The organism is Vreelandella indica, from assembly GCF_037070225.1.
Lineage (GTDB): Bacteria > Pseudomonadota > Gammaproteobacteria > Pseudomonadales > Halomonadaceae > Vreelandella > Vreelandella arctica.
Genome location: NZ_JBANSO010000020.1, coordinates 30534 through 51913, shown reverse-complemented (window position 1 = coordinate 51913; position 21380 = coordinate 30534). Strand labels below are relative to the sequence as shown.

The following is a 21380-nucleotide window of genomic DNA, read 5'->3' as shown; positions in this document are numbered from 1 at the left end:
GGTCATGCGGTGTCCTGTTGACAGTGAAATATGTTACATTAGTAGCTATTAGCACGATGAAATATCGGATGCACTTCGTATTAATTAATCAGGTATCAATTGGCAGGTCTTGTAAGGGCTTAACGCCCACAAACGCACTCGGCCTACCGCACAAAAGAGAGGCTCTGTCCCTATGAGCAATACCCCTCCGCAACGCGTGTCTAGCGGTGAAAAATTCCGTAATGAACATGGCATGACGGTGATCAAGGATGGCATGAAGCAGCGCAAAGCGCAGGCAGAAGCCCCTTCTCTTGAACGCAAGCCTAAGTGGCTGCGCGCTCAGATCCCTGGAGGGGAGCGTTTTGAAGCGGTCAAAAAGAACGTTGCTACCCATCGACTAAGCACCGTTTGTGCTGAATCTCATTGCCCCAATATGGGCGAGTGCTGGAGCAACGGCACGGCGACCATCATGCTTATGGGTTCAGTATGCACTCGCGCTTGTCGATTCTGCGCGGTAGATACCGGCAATCCACAAGGCTGGCTTGATCACGAAGAACCTGAAAACACCGCGAAGTCAGTGGAGTTAATGGGCCTTCGTTACATCGTGCTCACCTCGGTAGACCGTGACGATCTCGACGATGGCGGTGCATCGCACTATGCCAACTGTATTAGTGCCATTAAAGCGCGCACGCCTGAAGTAGTCGTGGAAGCCTTAACGCCTGACTTCGATGGCGAGCTGAGTGCTATTGAGCGCGTTGTTGATTCTGGGTTACAAGTATTTGCCCAAAACGTTGAAACCGTTGAACGATTAACAGGCCGTGTACGTGATCGGCGAGCGGGTTATCGTAAAACGCTTGACGTGCTTGCCCATGCCAAGCGCTACCGTCCTGACATCATCACCAAAACCAGCTTAATGCTGGGATTGGGCGAAACTGACGAAGAGATTTTGCAGACTTTTGATGACCTGCGTGAAATCGGTGTCGATATCGTCACGCTTGGTCAATATTTGCGCCCAACCAAAAATCACTTGGCGGTAGAGCGCTGGGTAACGCCAGAAGAGTTTGACCGCTACCGCGTGATCGGTTTGGAGAAAGGCTTTATGGAAGTGCCTTCTGGCCCGCTGGTGCGTTCCAGCTATCGCGCTGATCGCGTGTTTGAAAAGAACAACCTGGGGCTCGCCTCACCCGCTGCAATTCCTGGTCAGGAACAAGAAGCGAACCCCAATATTATTCCAGCGTTAAACGTAGGATAAGCCTAACTTTACCGCTATATAGAGCTAGCTGAAAATAGGGAGCCACCGGCTCCCTTTTACAGCGGCGAGCTACCTACACTGACTAATTCACGATTTAGCCGTTTGGCTAGCGCTTTCGCCAACTGCTCCCCGACCTGATGATTGCTTGGTAGCGATGCAACGTCGGCCAACCTCACCATGGGCATGCCGGCATAGCCGCAGGGATTAATCCGTAAAAAAGGCGTTAGGTCACCATCGACGTTTAACGCTACGCCATGAAAGCTTGCCCCACGCCTAATTCGCAAGCCTAATGAAGCAATTTTAGCCTCACCAGCGTCGGTCACTACATACACACCGGGCGCATCAGGCCGTGCACGCGCGCTTACACCGTAACTGCTTAATACATCAATCACCGCATTCTCCAATGCAGTGACTAAATCACGTACGCCAATTTTTCCACGCCGCACATCCAGTAACGGATATAGCACCACCTGACCAGGCCCGTGATAGGTAACCTGCCCACCCCTATCTGTATGCACTACCGGAATATCCCCGGGTAGAAGTAAATGCTCCGGCTTGCCGGCCTGCCCTTGAGTAAATACAGGATCGTGCTCGACCAACCAGAACTGATCAAGGGTATTGGCATCGCGGGTATCAGTCAGCGAGCGCATGGCTTCCCAAACAGGAAGATAGGGTTGGCGCCCCAAGTGATGCAGCTTGATTGGCTCGGCGTCGCTCACGCTTACACCACCATATGCACACGACCGGTGGCTTTTAACGCCTCAAACAGCTCTTTAATGTGCTGCTCTCCAGTCGCTCTAATCACCACACGAACCGATTGGAAACGACCATTACGGCTATCAACTACCTGCATTGTCGTGGCGTCGAAATCAGGCGCATGGCGCACAATGACCTGACACACACAGGCAGGAAAGTCTTCGGCGGCATCGCCGACGACTTTTAACGAGTAATCACAGGGAAAAGTGATTTTAGGCGGCTCTTGAACCGCCGGTTGGCGCAAATCACGCAGTCCTTGTGGCGTACCTTTTTTCATAGCAACCCCATCATTGCAAAAAACAAAACCAACGGCTTAAACCTAATCAAACTTTAGTCGGTAAAGTTGCTGATTAGGCCACTAAAGAAGCGCTGCACCTGATCAAACAAACGCTTGAAGAGACCGCCCTCTTCAATGTTTTCCAAGGCCACCAAGCGACGCTCACCGACCACCTCGTCGCCCAGATGAACCTCAAGGGTGCCGACCTCATCACCAATAGCAATCGGGGCCTGAAGATCCGGGTTCAGATTAAGGCGCGCGCGCAGTTCTTCATTACGGTTACGCGGCAAGGTCATAAAGACCTCTTCATCGACTCCCACGCGTAATTCGTTAATATCGCCACCCCACACACGCGGCGTGGCCAAAACAGCACCACGCTCGTAAAGCTTCATGGTCTCGAAAAAGCGGAAACCATAGCTGAGTAGCTTTTGGGTTTCCTGAGCACGCGCCTCATCGGAGGTGGTCCCCATCACAACGGAAATCAAGCGCATATCGTCACGCTTAGCCGACGATACAAGGCAAAAACCAGCCTCTGTGGTCCAGCCGGTTTTTAGGCCGTCGACCGATGGGTCACGCCACAGCAAACGGTTGCGGTTGGGCTGGTCGATGCCGCCATAAGAGAAGGTACGCTGGGAGTAAATTTCATAATGTTCGGGATAATCATTAATAATGTGCTGCGATAAGCGTGCCATATCATGGGCAGTTGAATAGTGCTGCTCGCCCGGCAAGCCCGTGGCATTTTGGAAATTTGTATTATTCATGCCCAGCCGAGTGGCATGCTGATTCATTAGGTCCGCAAAGGGCGTTTCACCACCGGCTAAATGCTCGGCCATGGCGACACTGGCATCGTTGCCCGACACAATAATAATTCCATGAAGAAGGTCATCTACTGAAACTTGATCACCCACTTCGATAAACATTTTAGAGCCGCCGGTACGCCACGCGTTCTCACTAATATTAATCATGTCAGTCAGATTAATAGTGCCGCGATCAAGCTCTCGCTCAACCAAATAGGCTGTCATCAACTTGGTCAAACTGGCCGGCGGAAGGCGTTCATCCGAATTATGCTCCGCCAAAATGCGACCACTGTTGGCATCCATGAGTATCCACGAACTCGCCGCTAACTGAGGGGCCGCAGGAATAATGGTTTGCGGCTGCGGAATTACCGGTTGAGGAACTTGCTGTGCACTGGCAGACACAGCAACCGTCGCCATTGCAGCAAAAAGGCATAGGCGTGCAGAGCGGCCAATGGATGTAAACACGTTCATAACGTCAGTCTCACTTACTTGAAAGCTTACTTGTAAAGCTTTTTTTAAAAACAAGGCGGCGCGTAAAACGCGCCACAAGAAATAAATAGGGTGCTAATTATCGCACAACAAAGACCTGGGGGAACCCTGCTTGACGCAGCGTTTCACGTGCTTGAGTCTCCTGCCCCGGCCTAATGGGGCCTATCTGCACACGATAGACGTCGGCATCACTCATAATACGTACGTCATGGGGCTGTTCAACCTGCAGCCGCTGCTGCAACTGCTGTGCGCCTTCAGGGTTACCGAGAGCAGCAATTTGTAGGTAAACGGCGTCACCTGTCCCGCCTTGGTTTGGCGATGGCTGAGATATCGATGCTTGTGAGGGTGCAGCAGGCGCTGAAGCAGTAGGCACTGAAGAATTTGATACTGAAACATTAGACGCCGCTTGCCGGGCAACAGCCGATGGAGCGTTTGAAACAACTTGCCTCTCTGGAGCGCTTGCTTGTTGGGAAGAAGCACTCCCCCCTCGACCACGCTCGGCTAGCCACTGTTCAGGGTTGATTGCTTCAACTTTAACGGAGCCGGTGCCATTGTCGAGAAAACCCAATCGTGCCGCTGCCGCATACGAGAGATCTATTTCACGGTCACTATGAAACGGGCCGCGATCATTTACCCTGACAATCACCGATTGCCCGTTATCCAAGCTGGTTACCCGAGCAAACGTGGGTAAGGGCAACGAACGGTGAGCTGCCGACATTTTATACATATCGTAAATTTCGCCGTTTGAGGTCGCATAGCCGTGGAATTTTTCACCATACCAAGAGGCCGTACCGCGTTTTTCGTAGCCTGTGGCATCAGGCAGTACATGGTAGGTTTTTCCCCACACCTCATAGGTTGAGCGGTTGCCACCTCGGGAGGGCTGCTCAACGCGCGGCTCTGCATCGGGCACTTTGGTAACATCCGGCGGTTCAAGTGGGTAGGCATCTCCGCTCATGGCGTAACGACCGTCACTCGTAGCGGCCGACGAACTAGGGGCAGCTGCTTGATTGGCCGAGCTAGGCACATCAATACGCTGGGTATCATTGCTAGCACAACCACTGACCAGCGCCAGCAAGGCGATTACCCCGCCAGCACGCCTGGTTATCGTCAGTTTGCTATTCATGCCTCGTCCTCATGCAGCTTATCGTGCAATGTGGCGATCTCTTCCGCCAACTCGGCTACAGCCATGGCATACAGGTGACTATGGTTATAGCGAGTAATCACATAAAAATTATACTCGCCGAACCGATAGTGGGTCTCGCCATCAGCGAACTCAAGCGCCAACGGCGCGACTAACAATTCACTATCTAGAGAATCCTCAGGCATCAGTCCATGCGCGGCCAGTTGAGCGACACTCACTGCAGGAGGCGACGTTTGGTTAAACGAGAGTTCCTGTAATAGCTCGCTTGACAATTCGTCTGGCCCAGTGGCCTGGTGATAAATATCAGCCCCTGGTTTCCAGTTATGCTCGGCAAAGTAATTAGCGACACTACCAATCGCATCGACTGGGTTTTCCCACAAATCGCGGCGGCCATCATCATCAAAATCTACCGCATAGGCTTGGTAACTGGTGGGGATAAATTGCGGATAGCCCATAGCTCCTGCATAAGAGCCGCGCAGCCCAGTAGGGTCGACCTGCTGCTCGTACGCTATACGTAAAAACGCTGCCAGCTCACCGCGAAAAAAAGCGCCTCTCACCGGGTGATGAAACGCCAGTGTCGCCAGCGAATCCAATACACGGTGCTGGCCTTTATGACGACCGTAGTATGTTTCAACGCCAATAATAGCGGTAATTATTTCAGCAGGAACGCCATAGGTATTTTCGGCTCGCGCCAAGGCGTCAGCATGCTCATCAATAAATTCGACGCCCTCTTCGATGCGCTGCTGGGTCATAAAAATAGCGCGATACTCATGCCACTTTAAACGTCGCTCGGCGGCCCCTTCCATAGCGTCCAGTACACTTTGGGTATAATTAGCCTGTCCGAGCGCCTCTTCCAGCCACGCTTGAGGGACTCCTTGCTCAACTAGCTCTTCCATCAGCGCTTGGCTGTCAGCATTTTGCTGAGGTGCAAAGTGCTGTGGGGCAGCTTCACCCTGAGAAGGCTCATCAGCAATTGCGATGGGCGTTACCCAGCACATCATGGCTGCCAAAAAATAGCGGCTCGTCTTCCCTTGAACCTTGTTCATTAACTCTCCACTCCTGAGCTCTTTATCCCAGAACGATTAATTCCAGAACCATCTATTCCTGAGTTTTCCATTGCCGAGCAACACAGGCGTCTGAACTGTATGTTTGGGCTGGGCAACTTCGCTAGCGCGATAGCAGCCGCCGATGAGCATGTATGGACATGAGAATACCGAAACCCGCCAACAAGGTCACGCTTGAGGTGCCGCCAAAGCTAACCAGCGGTAGCGGCACACCAACGACAGGCAGAATGCCACTCACCATGCCCATATTGACAAATACATAGATAAAAAAGGTGAGGATGATACTGCCTGCGACTAAGCGGCCAAAGGTATCCTGGGCAGCGCTTGCCATCCATACACCACGGCTCACGATTAATAGATACAGGCACAACAGCACCAGCATACCCACTAAACCAAACTCTTCGCCTAAAACGGCAATAATGAAATCCGTATGCCGCTCTGGCAAAAACTCTAACTGGGACTGGGTTCCCTGCAGCCACCCTTTGCCCCACAACCCACCGCTACCTATGGCGGTGGTTGACTGAATGATATTCCAGCCAGAGCCCAGCGGGTCGCTTTCAGGGTTCAAAAAAGTTAACACGCGCTGACGCTGGTAGTTATGCATATTCATCCATAACACCGGCACCCCGGCGGCCCCCAATGCCGCGATAAATCCGATCAACCGCCACGACAAACCTGCTAGCAGAACCACGATAAGAGCAGCACTGGCTACCAGCAACGAGGTTCCCAAGTCAGGCTGAATAGCCGTCAGCACGACGGGCACGCCGATGATAACGCCACACACTAGTATATCGCGCAGACGCGGCGGCAATTCACAGCGATTAAGATAGGCCGCCACCATTAACGGGGCTGCCAGTTTCATCATTTCCGAGGGTTGAAAGCGTATGACGCCAGGAATGACTAACCAGCGCTTAGCGCCCATCCCCACATCACCCACTACATCAACAGCAACCAGCATGGCAACCCCGACCCCATAGGCTAGCGGCGCGAAGCGCAAAAAAGTAGAAGGTGAAAACTGGGCAATGATCACCATCACCACCAGGGCGATGCAAAACCGTATGCTCTGAGCAATCACGGCATCAATGGATTGCCCAGAAGCGCTATAAAGAACGATTAAACCACTGCCCATCAATACCAGTAGCAAACCAAGCAGCCAGGGGTCTAGATGGATTCGCTCCCAAATACTTTTACGCCGGGCGATGCCGCTTTCGGGCGGGCGAACTGGGTAACCACGCATAGAACGCGCTAGATAATGCCAAGGCATGGGTTAGTTCCCCTCCACATTGGCGTTATCTTCTTCTAACACTTCGCGTACTTCTTCTACGTCCGGCGCTTCATCCTCAAGTAACCAGGCATCCGTCATAGCACGCGCCAAATGAGCCGCGTGTGTACTGCCGCCGCCTGCGTTTTCAACAATAACGGATACCGCAATCTGAGGGTCTTCCAGCGGTGCAAAGGCCATAAACAGCGCGTGGTCACGGAGCCGCTCCGCTAACTCATCAGCGTTATAGCGTTGGTCCTGGCCCAGCGAAAACACCTGTGCAGTGCCTGACTTACCGCCCATGCGATACTCAAGGCCCACGCCAGTTCGACGCGCTGTCCCTTCGGTGCCACTAATCACCTTCTCCATACCGCTGAATACCCGATTCCACCAGTTGTCATTAGCTAACTGAATGTCATCCAAGGTGTCGGGCAGGTCACGGGGGACAGGGGTATCGCCAATCTGACGCGCCAAGCGCGGCTTCACCCAGTGGCCGCGATTGGCCAGCGTTGCAGTGGCGCTGGCTAGCTGCAAAGGCGTCACCTGCCAGTAGCCTTGCCCAATCCCCACGGACAGGGTCTCACCGGGATACCAGGGCTGGTTAAAGCGTCCTCGTTTCCAATCACGCGAGGGCATCAAAGCGCTGCTTTCTCCTTGCACGTCATGGGCGACACGCTGACCAAAGCCAAAATTACTCATCTGCTCATGGAGATTATCGATACCTAAATCATGTGCCAAGGTGTAGTAGTAAGTGTTATTAGAAACGGCTAGGGAACGCTCCATATCGACACGACCATGCCCCCAGCGCAACCAGTTGCGGTAACGACGGGAGTCGTTAGGTAACTGATAATAACCGGGATCATTAATCGTGCTATCAGGGGTAATGACACCTTCCACCAACCCGGCCAGCGCTAGAAAAGGTTTAATGGTAGAGCCAGGAGGATAATGACCACGGATAGCGCGGTTAAAAAGCGGTAAATCGAGATCTTCCTGCAAACCACGATAAGAAGCCACATCAATGCCGGTGACGAACTGATTACTGTCAAAACCCGGTGTTGAGACCATCGCAAGAATCTCACCTGTGCCTGGCACGATAGCCACGATAGAACCGCGACGACCATCTAACAATTCATAAGCCAGCATCTGGAGGGACTTATCCAGCGTCAATGTTAAATTCTTCCCAGGCACCGGGTCAGTGCGCCCTAGCTCTCGTAGCACTCTTCCGCGGGCGTTCGTTTCCACTTTGCGTAAACCCGCCTCACCATGCAGCTCTTCTTCGTAAAAACGCTCAATACCGGTTTTACCAATAAAGTGAGTACCCGCGTAACGACCTGCATCCAGCGTTTCCATCTCTTCAGCATTAATACGGCCAACGTAACCTAGCGCATGGGCCATTATTTCGGCATCAGGATAAAACCGCAGCGGCTGTGCCTCTATCTCCACCCCTGGCAATCGGTGGCGGTTAACTGCCAAACGGGCAATTTGGTCTTCGCTTAGATCACTGGTAAGCAGCGCTGGCTGGAAAGGTCGTTGACGCTGGCGTGAGCGCACGTTAAACGCTTCAATCTCTTCTTCAGGAAGCTCAAGAAGCTCTACTAGCAGCGCCAGCGTTTCATCCAGATTATCAACACGCTCGCGAACAAGGGTCAGGTTATAGGTTGGACGGTTTTCAGCTAACAGTACGCCATTACGATCGTAGATTAACCCCCGGTTAGGCGGCAGCGGTTCGACGCGAACCCGGTTATTTTCAGAGCGCGTGCTATACATGTCGTGCTGGACGATCTGCAAATAAATTAGCCGCCCCGTTAACAAGCTGGCCAGGGTCAACACCACCAACACGGCGAGCAGCGCTCTAACACGAAAAATACGCAGTTCTTGCTCGGAGTTTTTTAGCGTGTTGGGGCGCTTGAGCATGGCAACGAAGACTCTCAAATCAAACAAAGGGCGCAACAGGACACAAACAGTAAGGGCTTACCATTCAGCCGTTAACGGTGATAAGGGTGACCCACTAATAGTGTCCAGGCACGGTAGAGCTGCTCGGCCAGCATAATTCGTACCAGTGGATGTGGTAGCGTCAGTGGTGAGATTGACCAGGTTTTGTCGGCTGCGGCTGAGAGCGAAGGCTCAAGCCCGTCTGGACCACCTACAAGCAGAGCAATATCCCGCCCGGCCATGCGCCAAGCGTCAGCTTCTTGCGCCAGCTGCTCGGTGGTCCATGGTTTACCTTTCACTTCCAGTGCTACCACGTATTCGTCGCCACGCAACTTATCGCGAATACGCTGCGCCTCCTGGGCGCGCGCTTTCGCGATATCTGCATTTTTGCCACGCTGGCCGAGGGTGATTTCTTCAATCTCGAGATTGAAATCTCTCGGAAGCCGCTTACGGTAGGTCTCCACGCCCTCTTCTACCCACCCAGGCATTTTGCTTCCCACCGCTAACAGCCGGATTTTCATGACATGCCGGCTCGCTCTTGAAAGCGCTCAAGCGACTCACCAATCGCGCCCGAGTCCGTCGGCAGATCGGCCCATAGCCGCTCCAAATCATAGAGCGTGCGCGCCTCAGGCATCATGACGTGAACCACAATGTCACCGAGGTCGACCAGCACCCAGTCGGCGTTATCACCACCTTCTACGCCCAAAGGGCCAAGCCCTGCTGCCTTGGCTTTTTCCACTACGTTTTGCGCCAGAGCAGCGACATGACGGGTCGACGTACCACTGGCAATCAACATGAGGTCGGTGACCTCGGTTAATTTAGCAACATCTAACTGCGTAATGTCGCGTGCTTTCAGTTCTTCTAGCGCGTCAACCGCTAGATTTTTCAATGTATCGATGTGCATGACTCCTAAAGACAACCTCATGGGGTAATCGGTCAATAAAGCCGGCCATTGTAACGGCTTATTTGACGACTGCCAGCGCTATTCACACTGCTGGTAAAGTCCGTAGCGCGCAATAGCCTGTTCAACGGAGGGCGGCACCAAATAGCGCACGCTTTTACCCGCTTCCAGCCGCTTTCGAATATAGGTCGCTGAAATGGCCATTAAGGATGGCAATTCAAGCGACAAAAAGCCCCCACATGACCGCTGCATTAATTCCTCTACGCTATCGACTACCCGATGCTCTACCAGTTCCATTAATGGCGCTGGCAATGGATCGCCATAGCCTGGGCGAGCAATAACCACCAAATGGGCAAACTCAAATATGCGCGCCGGTTGATGCCATTGTGTAAGCCGCAAAAAAGCATCGAAACCAATCGCCATGACCAAGCGCGCATGCTCACCATACTCCGCACGAAGCTCGGCAAGCGTATCGGTGCTGTAGGAGGGGCCGTCACGCATCAGCTCACGATCATCAGCCAACAAGCCAGGCGTGTCACCGATACCCGCCTTTAAGAGCGCCAACCGTTGCCGCGCTGACACCTGCGGCTGATCCCGCAAGGGGGGCTGCTGAGCAGGTATCATATGTAGCTGATCAAGCGACAGCGACTCATGCAACTCCACAGCACTGCGTAAATGCCCCAAGTGAATGGGGTCAAAAGTGCCGCCCAACATTCCAATACGCTGAAATTTTAGACTCACACCACCCCCTTATTCACGCACTTGACCATCACCGAATACGACGTACTTCTGGGTGGTTAAGCCCTCTAACCCTACCGGCCCGCGGGCATGCAACTTGTCGGTTGAAATCCCAATCTCAGCGCCCAAGCCATACTCAAAACCGTCGGCAAAGCGAGTCGAGGCATTAACGATGACCGAGCTCGAATCCACTTCCGCCATAAAGCGTCGCGCCAGTGAATAATCTTGGGTCACAATCGCATCGGTGTGGTGTGAGCCATACTGCTCAATATGGGCGATCGCCTCATCAACACCATCGACCACTTTAATCGCCAGCACCGGGGCTAAGTACTCGGCGTGCCAGTCCGCCTCATCGGCTGCGATAGCCTGAGGTAACAGTGCCTGAGTACGCTCACAACCACGCAGCTCCACCTCATGTTCAGCATAGGCACGTGCCAGCTCGGGTAACAGTAAGTCAGCAATCGGCGCATCGACCAGCAGTGTCTCCATGGTGTTACAAGTGCCGTAGCGATGGGTTTTCGCATTGACGGCGATGGCTAAGGCCTTGGCAGGGTCAGCGGTGGTATCGATGTAGACATGACAAACCCCGTCCAGGTGTTTGATGACCGGCACGCGCGACTCACGAGTAATACGCTCAATTAGCGATTTCCCACCACGGGGAATAATGACATCGACATATTCCGGCATGCTAATCATGGCGCCTACTGCCGCCCGGTCGGTGGTTGCTACCACCTGAACACTACCTGCTGGCAGACCTACATCCGCAAGCCCTGCTTGAATACAGGCACTAATCGCAGCATTTGAGGCGCTGGCTTCTGAACCGCCACGCAAAATACAGGCATTACCCGATTTTAGACACAGGCTAGCGGCTTCCAGCGTCACGTTAGGGCGCGACTCATAAATAATGCCAATAACGCCTAGTGGCACGCGCATTTTGCCAACCTGAATCCCGCTGGGCCGGTAACGCATATCACTAATCTCGCCCACTGGGTCTGGCAAGCTCGCTACTTGCTGAAGCCCTTCAATCATGGCGTCGATTCGAGCATCGTTTAGCGCTAAACGGTCTAACAGCGCGCTCTCTAAGCCGTTCTGGCGGCCACGCTGCAAATCCTCAGCATTGGCGTCTAGAATGCGCCCACGCGCTTCTGCCAAACGCTGCGCCATTGCCATCAGGGCACTGTTTTTCAATCCCGTATCCGCCCGGCGTAGCTCACTGGCTGCGCGGCGTGCCGCCTGACCCAACGCCTGCATATAGGCGGGCACGTCTCCAGACGCTAGGTGCTGATGGGCCTCTTCTTGGAACGATGTTGAAACGCTCATAGTGTCTCCATGCGGCATCGTGCGTGCTAAGTTCAAATATGAAATTCCAGTACTCAAGCCATGTATTCAAGCCGAGTGTTCAGAATAACTACCAAGATTAAAATCTAAAGTGAATAATGCCCTAAGCAGGGTCGAGGTACGCTGTTCAGTGGTTATGAAATGATAAACCCAATAGCTTTGAATGGCATGATTGTGCAGCCGTTTTTACGTTTGTGCTTATGTTACGCCATTTCGACGTTATACTGAGGATGATTAAGGCGCTAATATGTGTCGCGTACGTTGTTCATAATACGCTCACCCACTTGCTCAGATATTTCTGGTTATTCAGGACGAATAGTAAGTCACCATGCAAAGCAAGTACAAAATACGCTTACTACGTGCCAACCTTTTAGCGGCTGCCGTTGCTTTGGCGCTTTGGACGCCCTCTACGCCGCCCGCTGCAGCACTCGTGCTGTGGCTTTCAGTCGGCTGGCTATTTATTACCGCTCTAATGCTCGACTTCAGTCACCGACGCTCGCGAGGGTTGCCATGGCAGCTTGTGCCGGGCGTGCTGCTGGTCGCGTTAATTGCGGCTGCTCCTGAACGGCACAGCATTTTGATTTGGGCCTGGGCCGCCATGCTGATGCTGCCACAAAATAATTGGGTGGCGGCGTTTCACCTCAGCGCCGCATTGGTTAGCTCTGTTCTGGTGGCGCCCCAACTGGAAAAGTCTGAATTTATTCTGCTGCTCTGCTGCCTGTTCGTGCTTGGCTTGCTGGCCCTCTCCAGAGCACAGCAGCTTATTGATATGAACGGCTCTATTCGCCAACGCTTACGCTTGATTCCAGGGCTCAATTTATGGGCCGGTGAACAATTACTGCGCGACATTGCCCGCGAACAAACGCGCTGTGAGCGTGAAGGCATTCATGCAGAAGTATTTATACTGCACGTCAAACGTCATCAACTTTGGCCAACCGCACAAAAACTGTGTGAATTAACGCATGATTTTGAAAACGTGTACCGTTTAAGCAGTACGACGCTGGTCACCCTGCTTCTCGCACGTTCACCGAAAGAAGCCACTCAACGACGCAGCTTGCTGCTCGCCGATTTACCCGACAATATCACGAGTGAATACCTTGAATTGATCGATATCGAACCGGCAACCCTATCGGTATGTGAGATGAGTAAGTTACCGGCTGAGCGAGCACGAGAGACGATATGACCGAGCACCATATTCCCAAGCGGTTGATGACGCTCGCCTACGCCGCCAGCATTGCGCTAATGGCGGGTTATGCGCTTTGGCTATATGCCATGGGTGACTACCGCGACCTGCTGATCCCTACGTTCATGACCCTGCTGCTCATGTCAGCGTTACTCATGCATATCGGGCAAGGGCTGAAAAGTTATCTGCCGCGCATCATATTGCTTTGCAGTACTTACTCGGTGGTACTTAGTGCTTTTTACTACCACCCTGGGGCATCGCCCATTTGGCTTGGCCTGCCCGTTACCGCCACTTTTTTATTGTTACCGTTGTGGGCTGCGTTACTGATCAATGTTGCTATTGGCCCCTTATGGTGGCTGCTTCCCTCCGTCGCCGCTGCGCCACCCGCGATTATTGTCGGCTATGCCGCCTTAACGCTGCTCCTTGCGCTACCTCGCTGGGAACACGCCCGTCGCCGTGCTTTACTTCGGGCGACTGACCCAAACGATAGCGACTGCAACGCCTATCACATTGATACGCTGAAAGAACGCTTAAATAGCGAATTCCAGCGTGCGGCCATGCTCAATCAACAGCTAGCGGTGCTAGTAGTGCACTTGCCGCAGCTGGATATGGCCGCAGAGCAATTTGGCCATCGCGCCCAGACGGCTCTATTAGGCGCACTATGTAGCGAAGTGAATAGCCGCTGCCGTGACCATGATGTCCTGGGCCGCGCCGATAACGCTACGTTTTGGCTGGTTCTGCCAGACACCAGTGAAAGCGGGGCACTATTGGTTCGCGAGCGCTTACAGCGAGCTCTTTCTGAGCGCGTGCTGGTGGAAACTGGCCAGCTTGAAGCACGTATTGCGGCCTGCTTACCCAGTCGAGCAGAAAGCTTTGAGCGCTATTTAAAGCGCCTGGAAGCACGCGGCGCGTCACTCTCCAACGTTTAATTTATTGTTAGCCCCCCTCATTTGTCGCCGGAGAAGTATGTGCCGCTAGCCGATATGCTCCTCTCATTAACGCCATCGCCCCTACTACTACTTTGCTTGGTGCTGGTCATTGCATTAGTGGAATCGCTTGCACTAGTGGGCTTGCTAGTACCTGGCGTGGTGTTAATCACCTCAACGGCCTCTATGGCAGGACATCAGGATATTACCTTGGCATGGCTGATTGGTGCGGCCTTTATAGGGGCTGTTATAGGTGACGGCATCAGCTTTTTGCTCGGCTATAGACATCGCGATCAAGTTACCCAGCGTTGGCCACTGTCTCAGCATCCCGAGTGGCTGGGAAGAGGGTCACGCTTCTTTGAGCGCTACGGTATATGGTCGGTTTTTATCGGCCGCTTTGTAGGCCCTGTAAGACCTATTATCCCTTTGGTGGCAGGCATGATGCGCATGCCGCCACGCACTTTTATTTGGGCCAACCTAACCTCGGCAGCCCTGTGGGCACCTGCTTATATTCTACCCGGCTACCTACTTGGCCGCACTTGGCAGCACCATTTGAATCTACCACCAGGCCTTGAAGCCGCCTTACTGATACTGGCCGTTATTGTTGTCGCTCTCGCGGTTATTTTTTCATGGGGCCGCCATCAAGCCACACGGCATGGGCGACTTTACCGGATGATCGCCGGTACTGCTCGTCGGCTGCCACTGCTACGGCGCCCCTGGCTTGCAATGAGCCAATCAGGAGATGTCCCATTAGCCTCCCTGCTACTGCTGGTCATAGCACTTGGTAGCCTCTCGGGCTGGACGCTAATGGTTATCGGCGAAAACGGCCCACTGGATATGGATATTTTTATTCATCGACTGTTTACAGGGCTGCACGGTGATATTGCTTACAGCGCAGGGAATATTTTTGCAAAAATTGGCGACACCTTTGGCATTATCGCGTTCGCACTGCCGTGGGCGGTATGGTTACTGTTAGGCAAACGCTGGGATGCCCTACGGCACTGGGGCGGCGCCTTTGCAGGGGTCGCACTGCTTAACATTATTGGTAAAGGGTTGTTTGGACGTGCCCGCCCTGACACACCGGACTACCTGATGGGCTCTTTTTCCTACCCAAGCGCGCATACATCCACCGCTGTGGTGCTATTTGGTCTGACAGCAGCGTTTATTGCAGCCGAAATGCCTCGCCATAAGCGCTTTTTGGCCTATTGGTGTGCGCTTGCGCTTGCACTGCCTATGGCGTTATCAAGACTGGTGGTGGGGGTGCACTGGTTTAGCGACCTAGTGGGAGGCGCGCTGTTAGGCTTAGTTGTCTGCGCACTAACCCTGCTGCATTGGCAGCAGCAGCCCCGGCCAAGCCTACGGCCATGCCCCTGGCCTCTACTCAGCGTGGCATCATTGGTACTTCTCAGCGCCCGCGTCGGGTTTTTGCCGCCGGTTTAAAGCACTAACACCGTTTTGATCAACCAAGGGCAAGCCAGAGCCCAACCCCTATCATCAACGTGCCAGCGATTCGGTTAAGTAAGCGCACATTGCCGCTCTTGCCGAGCACATTACGTAGCGTTTTACCCCCAGTGGCATAGACCAGCATGCTAGCGAGCTCGATGGTTAAAATGACCGCAATCAGCAGGCTGAGCTGGCCTGGCAATGGGCGATTACTGTCTAAAAAAGGTGGCAGTAGTACCATAAAAAACGCCCACCCCTTGGGGTTTGCTACCGCAGTGACAAAGCCTTGCGTCGCTAGCTGTAGCCGACTGGCTGGTGGGCCAGCATCCAACTCGCTAGGTATTGCCATTCGTCCGCGGGAACGCCACATCATAATGCCCAAATAGCCTAAATAGGCGCCGCCCACCCATTTGAACAGCACAAACAGTTCTGGCTGACGCAGCATTAGCGCCGCCACCCCGGCACCCGCCGCTGCCGCGACCAAACCGACGCCGAGCAGCTCGCCAATCATCATCCACAGCGTACGTTTAACGCCTTGGGTCATACCCAGCACCATAGCAAGTGTCATGCACATGCCTGGGGTAAGCGAGACAAACAAAAACGTTGGTACAAAAACCGAGAGCGTCGCCCACGACATCATAGACTAGTTATCCTTAGTTGATGAGGAGTTAGCAGTGCTTTCGACCTCACCCCAGCGAGGCACCAGAGAATGCTCGATTCCCAACTGGTTTAGGATACGCGCCACAATAAAATCGATTAGATCCTCAATACTTTGTGGGCGATGATAAAACCCCGGCGCCGCTGGTAAAATGACCACGCCCAGGCGGCTTAACGCCAGCATGTGCTCAAGATGAATGGGGGAAAACGGACTTTCACGAGGCACTAACACCAGCGTACGACGCTCCTTAATCGCAACATCGGCCGCCCGCTCAATCAGATTATTGCTTGCTCCGGTGGCTACCGCCGACAGTGTTCCCGTTGAGCACGGGCACACCACCATTGCCGATGGCGCACCGGAGCCTGAAGCCACTGGCGCCATCCAATCTTCGCGCCCAAAGCAGCGAATCTGCCCAGGCTGGGCACCGCTACGTTCACTTAACGCCTGAGCTAACCGCTGAGGCTGCGCTGGCAGTTCGATATCCGTTTCGGTGGCAATCACCATGTGTGCAGCTTTGGAAATCATCACCCACACTTCATGCCCCGCTGCGACCAGCACATCAATCAGACGTAGGCCGTACTGCGCCCCAGAGGCACCGGTAAGTGCGACGGTAACTGGCTTTTTGAATGGCGGTTCAGTTTGATTGGTCACACATGCCCCTCGTTGGCGGCGGCTTTTTGGGCAGTCGTCAAAGCGGCCAGCAAGCGCTCATGCACGCCCTCAAAACCACCATTAGACATCACTACAATACGGTCCAATGGTGACGCTTGCATGACCACAGCCGCCACCAATTTATCGATGTCGTTATGCAGCTGCGCACGCGCCCCCTGAGTGGCTACCAGCTCCTCCATTGACCAATCCAGCCCAGTGGGCTGAAACCAAAACACACTATCAGCATCAGCCACGCTCTCAACCAAACGTTCGCGCAGCGCGCCCAAGCGCATCGTGTTGGAGCGCGGCTCAATCACTGCCAGCAGCCGCCCCTTGGTGGTCGCCGCGCGTAACCCTTTGAGCGTGGCGGCAATCGCCGTGGGGTGATGGGCAAAATCATCAATGACCTGAATACCATTGATTTCACCGCGCACTTCCTGCCGCCTTCTGGGGGTTTCAAAACGCGCCAGCGCCGCACAACCACGGACTAAATCAATCCCACACAAGCTGGCTGCCGCTAATGCTGCCAATGCATTGCGGGCGTTATGCTCACCGGTAAGCGCCCATTCAACGACACCATCTTCGTCTTGGCCCTTGTTATTTTGAGAATGGCTATCCTGGCTGGGCTCGCCACCACAATGAAGCACCTGGAAACGGCTGGCATCGTCACGCTCAAGGGTAAGCTGCCATTCACTCGTGGCTTGGTCACCAAAATGAGCGACCGGAGTCCAAGCGCCCTGGGCAAGCACACGCTCAAGAGCGGGCTGCTCATCAGCCACTAAAAGTTGGCCTTGGCTGGGCACGGTACGCACTAAATGATGGAACTGGCGCTCAATCGCGGCCAGATCAGGGAATATATCCGCGTGATCAAACTCAAGGTTATTGAGTATCGCAATATGCGGGCGGTAATGAACGAACTTGGAACGCTTATCGAAGAACGCCGTATCGTACTCGTCAGCTTCCACTACAAACGGTGCTCGCGAATCGCCTAAACGCGCCGATACACCAAAATTACGCGGTACGCCGCCGATCAAAAACCCTGGCGTTAAACCGCCGCTTTCCAATAACCATGCCAATATACTCGCAGTGGTCGTCTTTCCATGGGTACCTGCTACCGCAATCACTTGTCGCCCAGGCAACACGTGCTCTGCCAACCACTGCGCGCCGGAAGTGTATGGCAGGCCACTATTAAGTAGTGCCTCCACCTCTTCATTACCGCGCGAGAGCGCGTTACCGACTATCACAAGGTCGGGCACAATACCCGGCGCTAGCGAGAGGTGGTCCGCGTGATACCCCTCTTTCAAGATAATGCCCGCTTCAGCCAGTTGGGTACTCATAGGCGGGTATACATGCTGGTCAGAGCCACTTACCTGATGACCCAACTCACGGGCCAGCAGCGCCAGGCTTCCCATAAAGGTGCCGCAGATACCAATAATATGCAGATGCATGGCATTCGCCCCGTTATTCGCCAATAAACTATTCGCAAAGACGTTTAATAAAAAAGCCAAAATATGGCGTAAAAATAGTCAAATAGCCTAGCATGCTGACTCAACTTGCTCATCTACTCATCGCTATAAACTGCGATTAACGGGGTCAAAACACCCTTCAAGTGACAAATCCTTTCAGTTGTTGCAGGATGCGGCCACTGTTTATCAATGTTAACTATCACTCTCTTTCCACTCGGCACGCTGATATAAGCCTAACCATCAGCGAAAGGAGCCTTTAGATGCGCATTTTAATCCGCTATTTCTTTCGTGGCGTTCGCTTAGTGCTTGCCCCGTTTATGCTGATTTCTGAAAAGCTCTCTACGCCTAAGTCAGTTGAACGCTCGCCTGAAGAGCAAGCCACTATTGATCAGACATGCCAGCGGCTGGCCATGTATCAATTTCGCACCTGCCCGTTTTGCATCAAGGTACGCAAAGAGATAGCGCGGTTGGGATTGAACATTGAACTGCGCGATGTCCAGCTTGACCCTGACCATAAGCAAGCGCTCTTGGAAGGCGGGGGAAAAGTTAAAGTGCCCTGCCTCAAAATTATCCATGATGATGGCCGGGAAGAGTGGATGTACGAATCTGACACAATCAATGCCTGGTTACATAAGCAGTTTGACTAACTAACTGCGTTACACCGTCATGTATTACCCGAAACGGGCAGATGTCGGTTTCGGGTATCAAAACTCGATTTTTTGCGCCTTCACATCAAACGCCACATCAATCTCAATGGTTTCTTCCTGACTCGGAGGCTCATCAAGCTGTATTTGTAGCGCCAGCACGCCCTGTATCGTGCCAGCCACGTGAACTCGTTGATTGGCCCGCCCATAGTGCGTCAGCGTTACCTCTACATCGCCCCCTTCAGAGGTGTAGAGCGGCGGTGAGGTCGAGTCTCCCAGCGGGTGTAACACCACGGCGCTGATCAGCTCCCCTTCGCTTATCGCCAGGCTAATAGACAGCGCTTCTTGAGTCTCCCAGGCCTCATCATCAACAAACCCCGTGATATCGATAGTGATATGGTCACCTGACTCAATAAATGATGCGTTTGAATCATTGCCATGACTCAAAATAAACCATTCGCGTAACTCACCATCTAACGAGCCTTTGATCTGAGCCGCTATTTCCGAGCTGGCTGGCAAATCATGCTCTGAGCCCTGCTCTGCATTGGATCCAGGCGTTGGTTCAACGGCGGCAGCTAAGGTGGGAAGGTACCAAGCCATAGCTGCCACGACGATTTTTTTCCACATACGGCTTCTCCGCCTATTCGGACTTATCTTTTTTCTTACTACTTTCGTCTAATTATAAGCACGCAATGTGCCGCTACTAGCCACGTCATGTAGCAGATGAATGATGCCTGTCATTATTTCGATTGTATGACGCAACAGGCAGTCTCTATGTTGTTAGCCTATGTTATTAAGATAGCTTTAAAGCTGACCGTGTCTGTTTTACGGGTATTTCCGTTCTTTAGCGAGGGAAAGCATCTGTAAAACGAACAATAAACAATGACCCAAGGGAACAATTATGACGTTCAAGAAAACCCTACTGGCTTCTGTTATTGGTGCAGTGGTTGCAGGTACGACATTGCTGCCAATGACGGCAAGTGCTGAAACCCTTCGTATTGGTTACTCTGCCGACCCAGAAACGCTCGATTTACACGAACAACTCTCTGGCGGCGTGCTGCGTTTCTCTCACCTCGCGTTCGATCCGCTCGTACGCTGGACCAAAGATTTCCAGTTTGAGCCGCGCTTAGCCACCGAGTGGGAGCAAGTAGACGAAACCACTATGCGCATGACGCTGCGCGAAGGCGTTACCTTCCACTCTGGTAACGAATTCACCGCTAAAGATGTGGTATGGACTATTGAACGTCTGAAAGAAAGCCCTGACTACCGCGCTATTTTTGAACCCGTTGCCAGTGCCGAAGCGGTTGACGACTACACCGTTGAGATCGTTACCACGGAACCTTACCCGCTGTTGCTCAACCTTGCTACGTACATCTTCCCGATGGATAGCGAGTTCTATACGGGTGAAACCGACGACGGTAGCGACAAAGCTGAAATCGTCAAAGCGGGTAACTCCTTCGCTTCACGCAACGTTTCAGGCACCGGCCCGTTCATCGTGACCGACCGTCGCCAAGGCGTTCGGGTTGATTTCGAACGTTTCGAAGATTACTGGGACACTGAAAGCGAAGGCAACGTATCCAACATCGTCATGACGCCTATCGCTGAAAACGCCTCTCGCGTTGCGGCACTGCTTTCTGGCGGCGTTGACTTTATTGATGCCGTTCCGCCCAACGATTTAGACCGTGTCCGTGAAGCAGATGGCGTCAATCTGATTGAGATCGACGGTACCCGCATCATTGGCTTCCAAATGAACGAAGAGCGCGTAGAAGCCTTCCAAGACGCCCGCGTTCGCCAAGCGGTTGATCTGGCTATTAATCAAGAAGGCATTGCTGACCGTTTAATGCGTGGCTTTGCTAACCCGGCTGGGCAGTTCTCGCCAGAGGGTTACTCAGGCCACAACCCTGATTTAACGCCACGCTACGATATCGAACGTGCCAAAGAGCTAATGGCGGAAGCGGGGTATGAAGAGGGCTTCAGCGTTGAAATGATCGCCCCCAACAACCGCTACGTGAACGATGCCCAGATCGCCCAAGCAGTGGCCAACATGCTGGCGCAAATCAACATTAAAGTTGATCTACGCACCATGCCGCTCGCCCAGTACTGGCCTGAATACGATACCCGTGAATCCGATATGGCAATGATCGGCTGGCACGCCGATACGGAAGACAGCGCCAACTTCTTCCAGTACCTCTCTTTCTGTATCGATGAAGAAACCGGCGCGGGTCAGTACAACTACGGCAGCTACTGCAACGAAGAGATTGATGCACTGGTCACCGAAGCGGATAGCGAAACGGATCTGGAAAAACGCAACGAAATGCTGCGTGAAGCCGAAGCCATGCTTTACGAAGACGTTGGCTTCATCATGCTGCACTGGCAGAACCTTGCCTATGCCGCGGCGGATGGTGTTGAGGTTGAGCCGGTGGTGAACGCTATCGACTTCCCTTACCTAGGTGACTTGGTCGTTAAAAACAGCGACGACTAATC

General features: G+C 53.2%; 21 protein-coding genes. 6 read left to right on the top strand and 15 right to left on the bottom strand.

Going from position 1 to position 21380, the window contains the following annotated elements:
* The first annotated feature begins 172 nt into the window (after positions 1-172).
* Positions 173-1231 (top strand): lipoyl synthase, encoded by a 1059-nt coding sequence (gene lipA, locus V8L71_RS14350; protein WP_336274536.1) that lies wholly within the window; start codon positions 173-175, stop codon positions 1229-1231.
* A gap of 56 nt (positions 1232-1287) precedes the next feature.
* On the opposite strand, the gene lipB is transcribed toward lipA, so the two are convergent.
* The 11 genes from lipB to V8L71_RS14295 all read right to left on the bottom strand — a co-directional run bounded on the left by lipB (position 1288) and on the right by V8L71_RS14295 (position 11907).
* Entirely contained in the window at positions 1288-1950 is a 663-nt protein-coding gene (lipB, locus tag V8L71_RS14345; protein WP_336274535.1) for a lipoyl(octanoyl) transferase LipB, read from the bottom strand.
* 2 nt (positions 1951-1952) lie between these two features.
* Positions 1953-2264 carry an HP0495 family protein gene (locus tag V8L71_RS14340; protein WP_035557238.1) on the bottom strand — a complete coding sequence of 104 codons (312 nt, stop codon included), beginning with the start codon at positions 2262-2264 and terminating at the stop codon, positions 1953-1955.
* A gap of 53 nt (positions 2265-2317) precedes the next feature.
* Entirely contained in the window at positions 2318-3532 is a 1215-nt protein-coding gene (locus V8L71_RS14335) for a D-alanyl-D-alanine carboxypeptidase family protein (protein ID WP_336274534.1), read from the bottom strand.
* Between the two features lie 97 nt (positions 3533-3629).
* Complete coding sequence (locus tag V8L71_RS14330) at positions 3630-4673, bottom strand: septal ring lytic transglycosylase RlpA family protein (protein ID WP_336274533.1); 1044 nt, start codon at positions 4671-4673, stop codon at positions 3630-3632.
* The gene (gene mltB, locus V8L71_RS14325) at positions 4670-5737 is read right to left on the bottom strand and encodes a lytic murein transglycosylase B (RefSeq protein WP_336274532.1); all 1068 of its coding nucleotides are present in this window, start codon (positions 5735-5737) and stop codon (positions 4670-4672) included. The genes V8L71_RS14330 and mltB overlap by 4 nt, the downstream gene beginning before the upstream one ends.
* 121 nt (positions 5738-5858) lie before the next feature.
* Positions 5859-7019 carry a rod shape-determining protein RodA gene (gene rodA, locus V8L71_RS14320; RefSeq protein ID WP_176303662.1) on the bottom strand — a complete coding sequence of 387 codons (1161 nt, stop codon included), beginning with the start codon at positions 7017-7019 and terminating at the stop codon, positions 5859-5861.
* Positions 7020-7022: 3 nt separating this feature from the next.
* Positions 7023-8930 carry a penicillin-binding protein 2 gene (gene mrdA / locus V8L71_RS14315; RefSeq protein ID WP_176303661.1) on the bottom strand — a complete coding sequence of 636 codons (1908 nt, stop codon included), beginning with the start codon at positions 8928-8930 and terminating at the stop codon, positions 7023-7025.
* A gap of 71 nt (positions 8931-9001) precedes the next feature.
* Positions 9002-9469, bottom strand: coding sequence for a 23S rRNA (pseudouridine(1915)-N(3))-methyltransferase RlmH (gene rlmH / locus V8L71_RS14310; RefSeq protein WP_008956613.1), 468 nt, complete (start codon positions 9467-9469; stop codon positions 9002-9004).
* Positions 9466-9852, bottom strand: a complete 387-nt coding sequence (rsfS, locus tag V8L71_RS14305; RefSeq protein ID WP_035557221.1) for a ribosome silencing factor — start codon at positions 9850-9852, stop codon at positions 9466-9468. The genes rlmH and rsfS overlap by 4 nt, the downstream gene beginning before the upstream one ends.
* Positions 9853-9930: 78 nt before the next feature.
* On the bottom strand, positions 9931-10590 hold the full coding sequence (gene nadD, locus V8L71_RS14300) for a nicotinate-nucleotide adenylyltransferase (protein WP_336274531.1): 660 nt from the start codon (positions 10588-10590) through the stop codon (positions 9931-9933).
* A gap of 9 nt (positions 10591-10599) precedes the next feature.
* Complete coding sequence (locus V8L71_RS14295) at positions 10600-11907, bottom strand: glutamate-5-semialdehyde dehydrogenase (protein ID WP_336274530.1); 1308 nt, start codon at positions 11905-11907, stop codon at positions 10600-10602.
* A gap of 346 nt (positions 11908-12253) precedes the next feature.
* Here V8L71_RS14295 and V8L71_RS14290 point away from each other — a divergent pair, with 346 nt between their 5' ends.
* From V8L71_RS14290 to V8L71_RS14280, 3 genes are read left to right on the top strand one after another with little or no spacing between them, the layout of a single operon-like run.
* Positions 12254-13108 carry a hypothetical protein gene (locus tag V8L71_RS14290; protein ID WP_101145735.1) on the top strand — a complete coding sequence of 285 codons (855 nt, stop codon included), beginning with the start codon at positions 12254-12256 and terminating at the stop codon, positions 13106-13108.
* Complete coding sequence (locus V8L71_RS14285) at positions 13105-14037, top strand: diguanylate cyclase domain-containing protein (RefSeq protein WP_008956618.1); 933 nt, start codon at positions 13105-13107, stop codon at positions 14035-14037. Before V8L71_RS14290 ends, V8L71_RS14285 begins: the two co-directional genes overlap by 4 nt.
* A gap of 39 nt (positions 14038-14076) precedes the next feature.
* Positions 14077-15474 carry a bifunctional DedA family/phosphatase PAP2 family protein gene (locus V8L71_RS14280; protein ID WP_336274529.1) on the top strand — a complete coding sequence of 466 codons (1398 nt, stop codon included), beginning with the start codon at positions 14077-14079 and terminating at the stop codon, positions 15472-15474.
* A 19-nt stretch (positions 15475-15493) separates the two neighbouring features.
* Here V8L71_RS14280 and V8L71_RS14275 read toward each other — a convergent pair whose 3' ends face one another.
* Genes V8L71_RS14275 through mpl form a run of 3 tightly spaced genes read right to left on the bottom strand, consistent with a single transcriptional unit; the run spans position 15494 to position 18234 of the window.
* Entirely contained in the window at positions 15494-16117 is a 624-nt protein-coding gene (locus V8L71_RS14275; protein WP_336274528.1) for a LysE family translocator, read from the bottom strand.
* Between the two features lie 3 nt (positions 16118-16120).
* Entirely contained in the window at positions 16121-16786 is a 666-nt protein-coding gene (locus V8L71_RS14270) for a flavin prenyltransferase UbiX (RefSeq protein WP_336274527.1), read from the bottom strand.
* Positions 16783-18234 (bottom strand): UDP-N-acetylmuramate:L-alanyl-gamma-D-glutamyl-meso-diaminopimelate ligase, encoded by a 1452-nt coding sequence (mpl, locus tag V8L71_RS14265; protein ID WP_336274526.1) that lies wholly within the window; start codon positions 18232-18234, stop codon positions 16783-16785. The genes V8L71_RS14270 and mpl overlap by 4 nt, the downstream gene beginning before the upstream one ends.
* A 278-nt stretch (positions 18235-18512) precedes the next feature.
* Between mpl and V8L71_RS14260 the strand changes: the two genes are divergently transcribed.
* A complete protein-coding gene (locus V8L71_RS14260; protein WP_336274525.1) occupies positions 18513-18899 on the top strand; it encodes a glutaredoxin family protein in 387 nt (128 codons plus the stop codon).
* Positions 18900-18956: 57 nt separating this feature from the next.
* Here the strand turns inward: V8L71_RS14260 and V8L71_RS14255 are convergent, their stop codons facing one another.
* The gene (locus V8L71_RS14255; RefSeq protein WP_336274524.1) at positions 18957-19523 is read right to left on the bottom strand and encodes a hypothetical protein; all 567 of its coding nucleotides are present in this window, start codon (positions 19521-19523) and stop codon (positions 18957-18959) included.
* Positions 19524-19797: 274 nt separating this feature from the next.
* Here V8L71_RS14255 and V8L71_RS14250 point away from each other — a divergent pair, with 274 nt between their 5' ends.
* Complete coding sequence (locus V8L71_RS14250; RefSeq protein WP_336274523.1) at positions 19798-21378, top strand: ABC transporter substrate-binding protein; 1581 nt, start codon at positions 19798-19800, stop codon at positions 21376-21378.
* Positions 21379-21380 lie beyond the last annotated feature (2 nt).

Bases quoted from the DNA above. Each gene is read 5' to 3' on its own strand.
- lipA (WP_336274536.1), top strand. From the start codon at position 173: ATGAGCAATACCCCTCCGCAACGCGTGTCTAGCGGTGAAAAATTCCGT.
- V8L71_RS14340 (WP_035557238.1), bottom strand. From the start codon at position 2,264: ATGAAAAAAGGTACGCCACAAGGACTGCGTGATTTGCGCCAACCGGCG.
- V8L71_RS14335 (WP_336274534.1), bottom strand. From the start codon at position 3,532: ATGAACGTGTTTACATCCATTGGCCGCTCTGCACGCCTATGCCTTTTT.
- V8L71_RS14330 (WP_336274533.1), bottom strand. From the start codon at position 4,673: ATGAATAGCAAACTGACGATAACCAGGCGTGCTGGCGGGGTAATCGCC.
- mltB (WP_336274532.1), bottom strand. From the start codon at position 5,737: ATGAACAAGGTTCAAGGGAAGACGAGCCGCTATTTTTTGGCAGCCATG.
- rodA (WP_176303662.1), bottom strand. From the start codon at position 7,019: ATGCCTTGGCATTATCTAGCGCGTTCTATGCGTGGTTACCCAGTTCGC.
- mrdA (WP_176303661.1), bottom strand. From the start codon at position 8,930: ATGCTCAAGCGCCCCAACACGCTAAAAAACTCCGAGCAAGAACTGCGT.
- rlmH (WP_008956613.1), bottom strand. From the start codon at position 9,469: ATGAAAATCCGGCTGTTAGCGGTGGGAAGCAAAATGCCTGGGTGGGTA.
- rsfS (WP_035557221.1), bottom strand. From the start codon at position 9,852: ATGCACATCGATACATTGAAAAATCTAGCGGTTGACGCGCTAGAAGAA.
- V8L71_RS14295 (WP_336274530.1), bottom strand. From the start codon at position 11,907: ATGAGCGTTTCAACATCGTTCCAAGAAGAGGCCCATCAGCACCTAGCG.
- V8L71_RS14290 (WP_101145735.1), top strand. From the start codon at position 12,254: ATGCAAAGCAAGTACAAAATACGCTTACTACGTGCCAACCTTTTAGCG.
- V8L71_RS14285 (WP_008956618.1), top strand. From the start codon at position 13,105: ATGACCGAGCACCATATTCCCAAGCGGTTGATGACGCTCGCCTACGCC.
- V8L71_RS14275 (WP_336274528.1), bottom strand. From the start codon at position 16,117: ATGATGTCGTGGGCGACGCTCTCGGTTTTTGTACCAACGTTTTTGTTT.
- mpl (WP_336274526.1), bottom strand. From the start codon at position 18,234: ATGCATCTGCATATTATTGGTATCTGCGGCACCTTTATGGGAAGCCTG.
- V8L71_RS14260 (WP_336274525.1), top strand. From the start codon at position 18,513: ATGCGCATTTTAATCCGCTATTTCTTTCGTGGCGTTCGCTTAGTGCTT.
- V8L71_RS14255 (WP_336274524.1), bottom strand. From the start codon at position 19,523: ATGTGGAAAAAAATCGTCGTGGCAGCTATGGCTTGGTACCTTCCCACC.
- V8L71_RS14250 (WP_336274523.1), top strand. From the start codon at position 19,798: ATGACGTTCAAGAAAACCCTACTGGCTTCTGTTATTGGTGCAGTGGTT.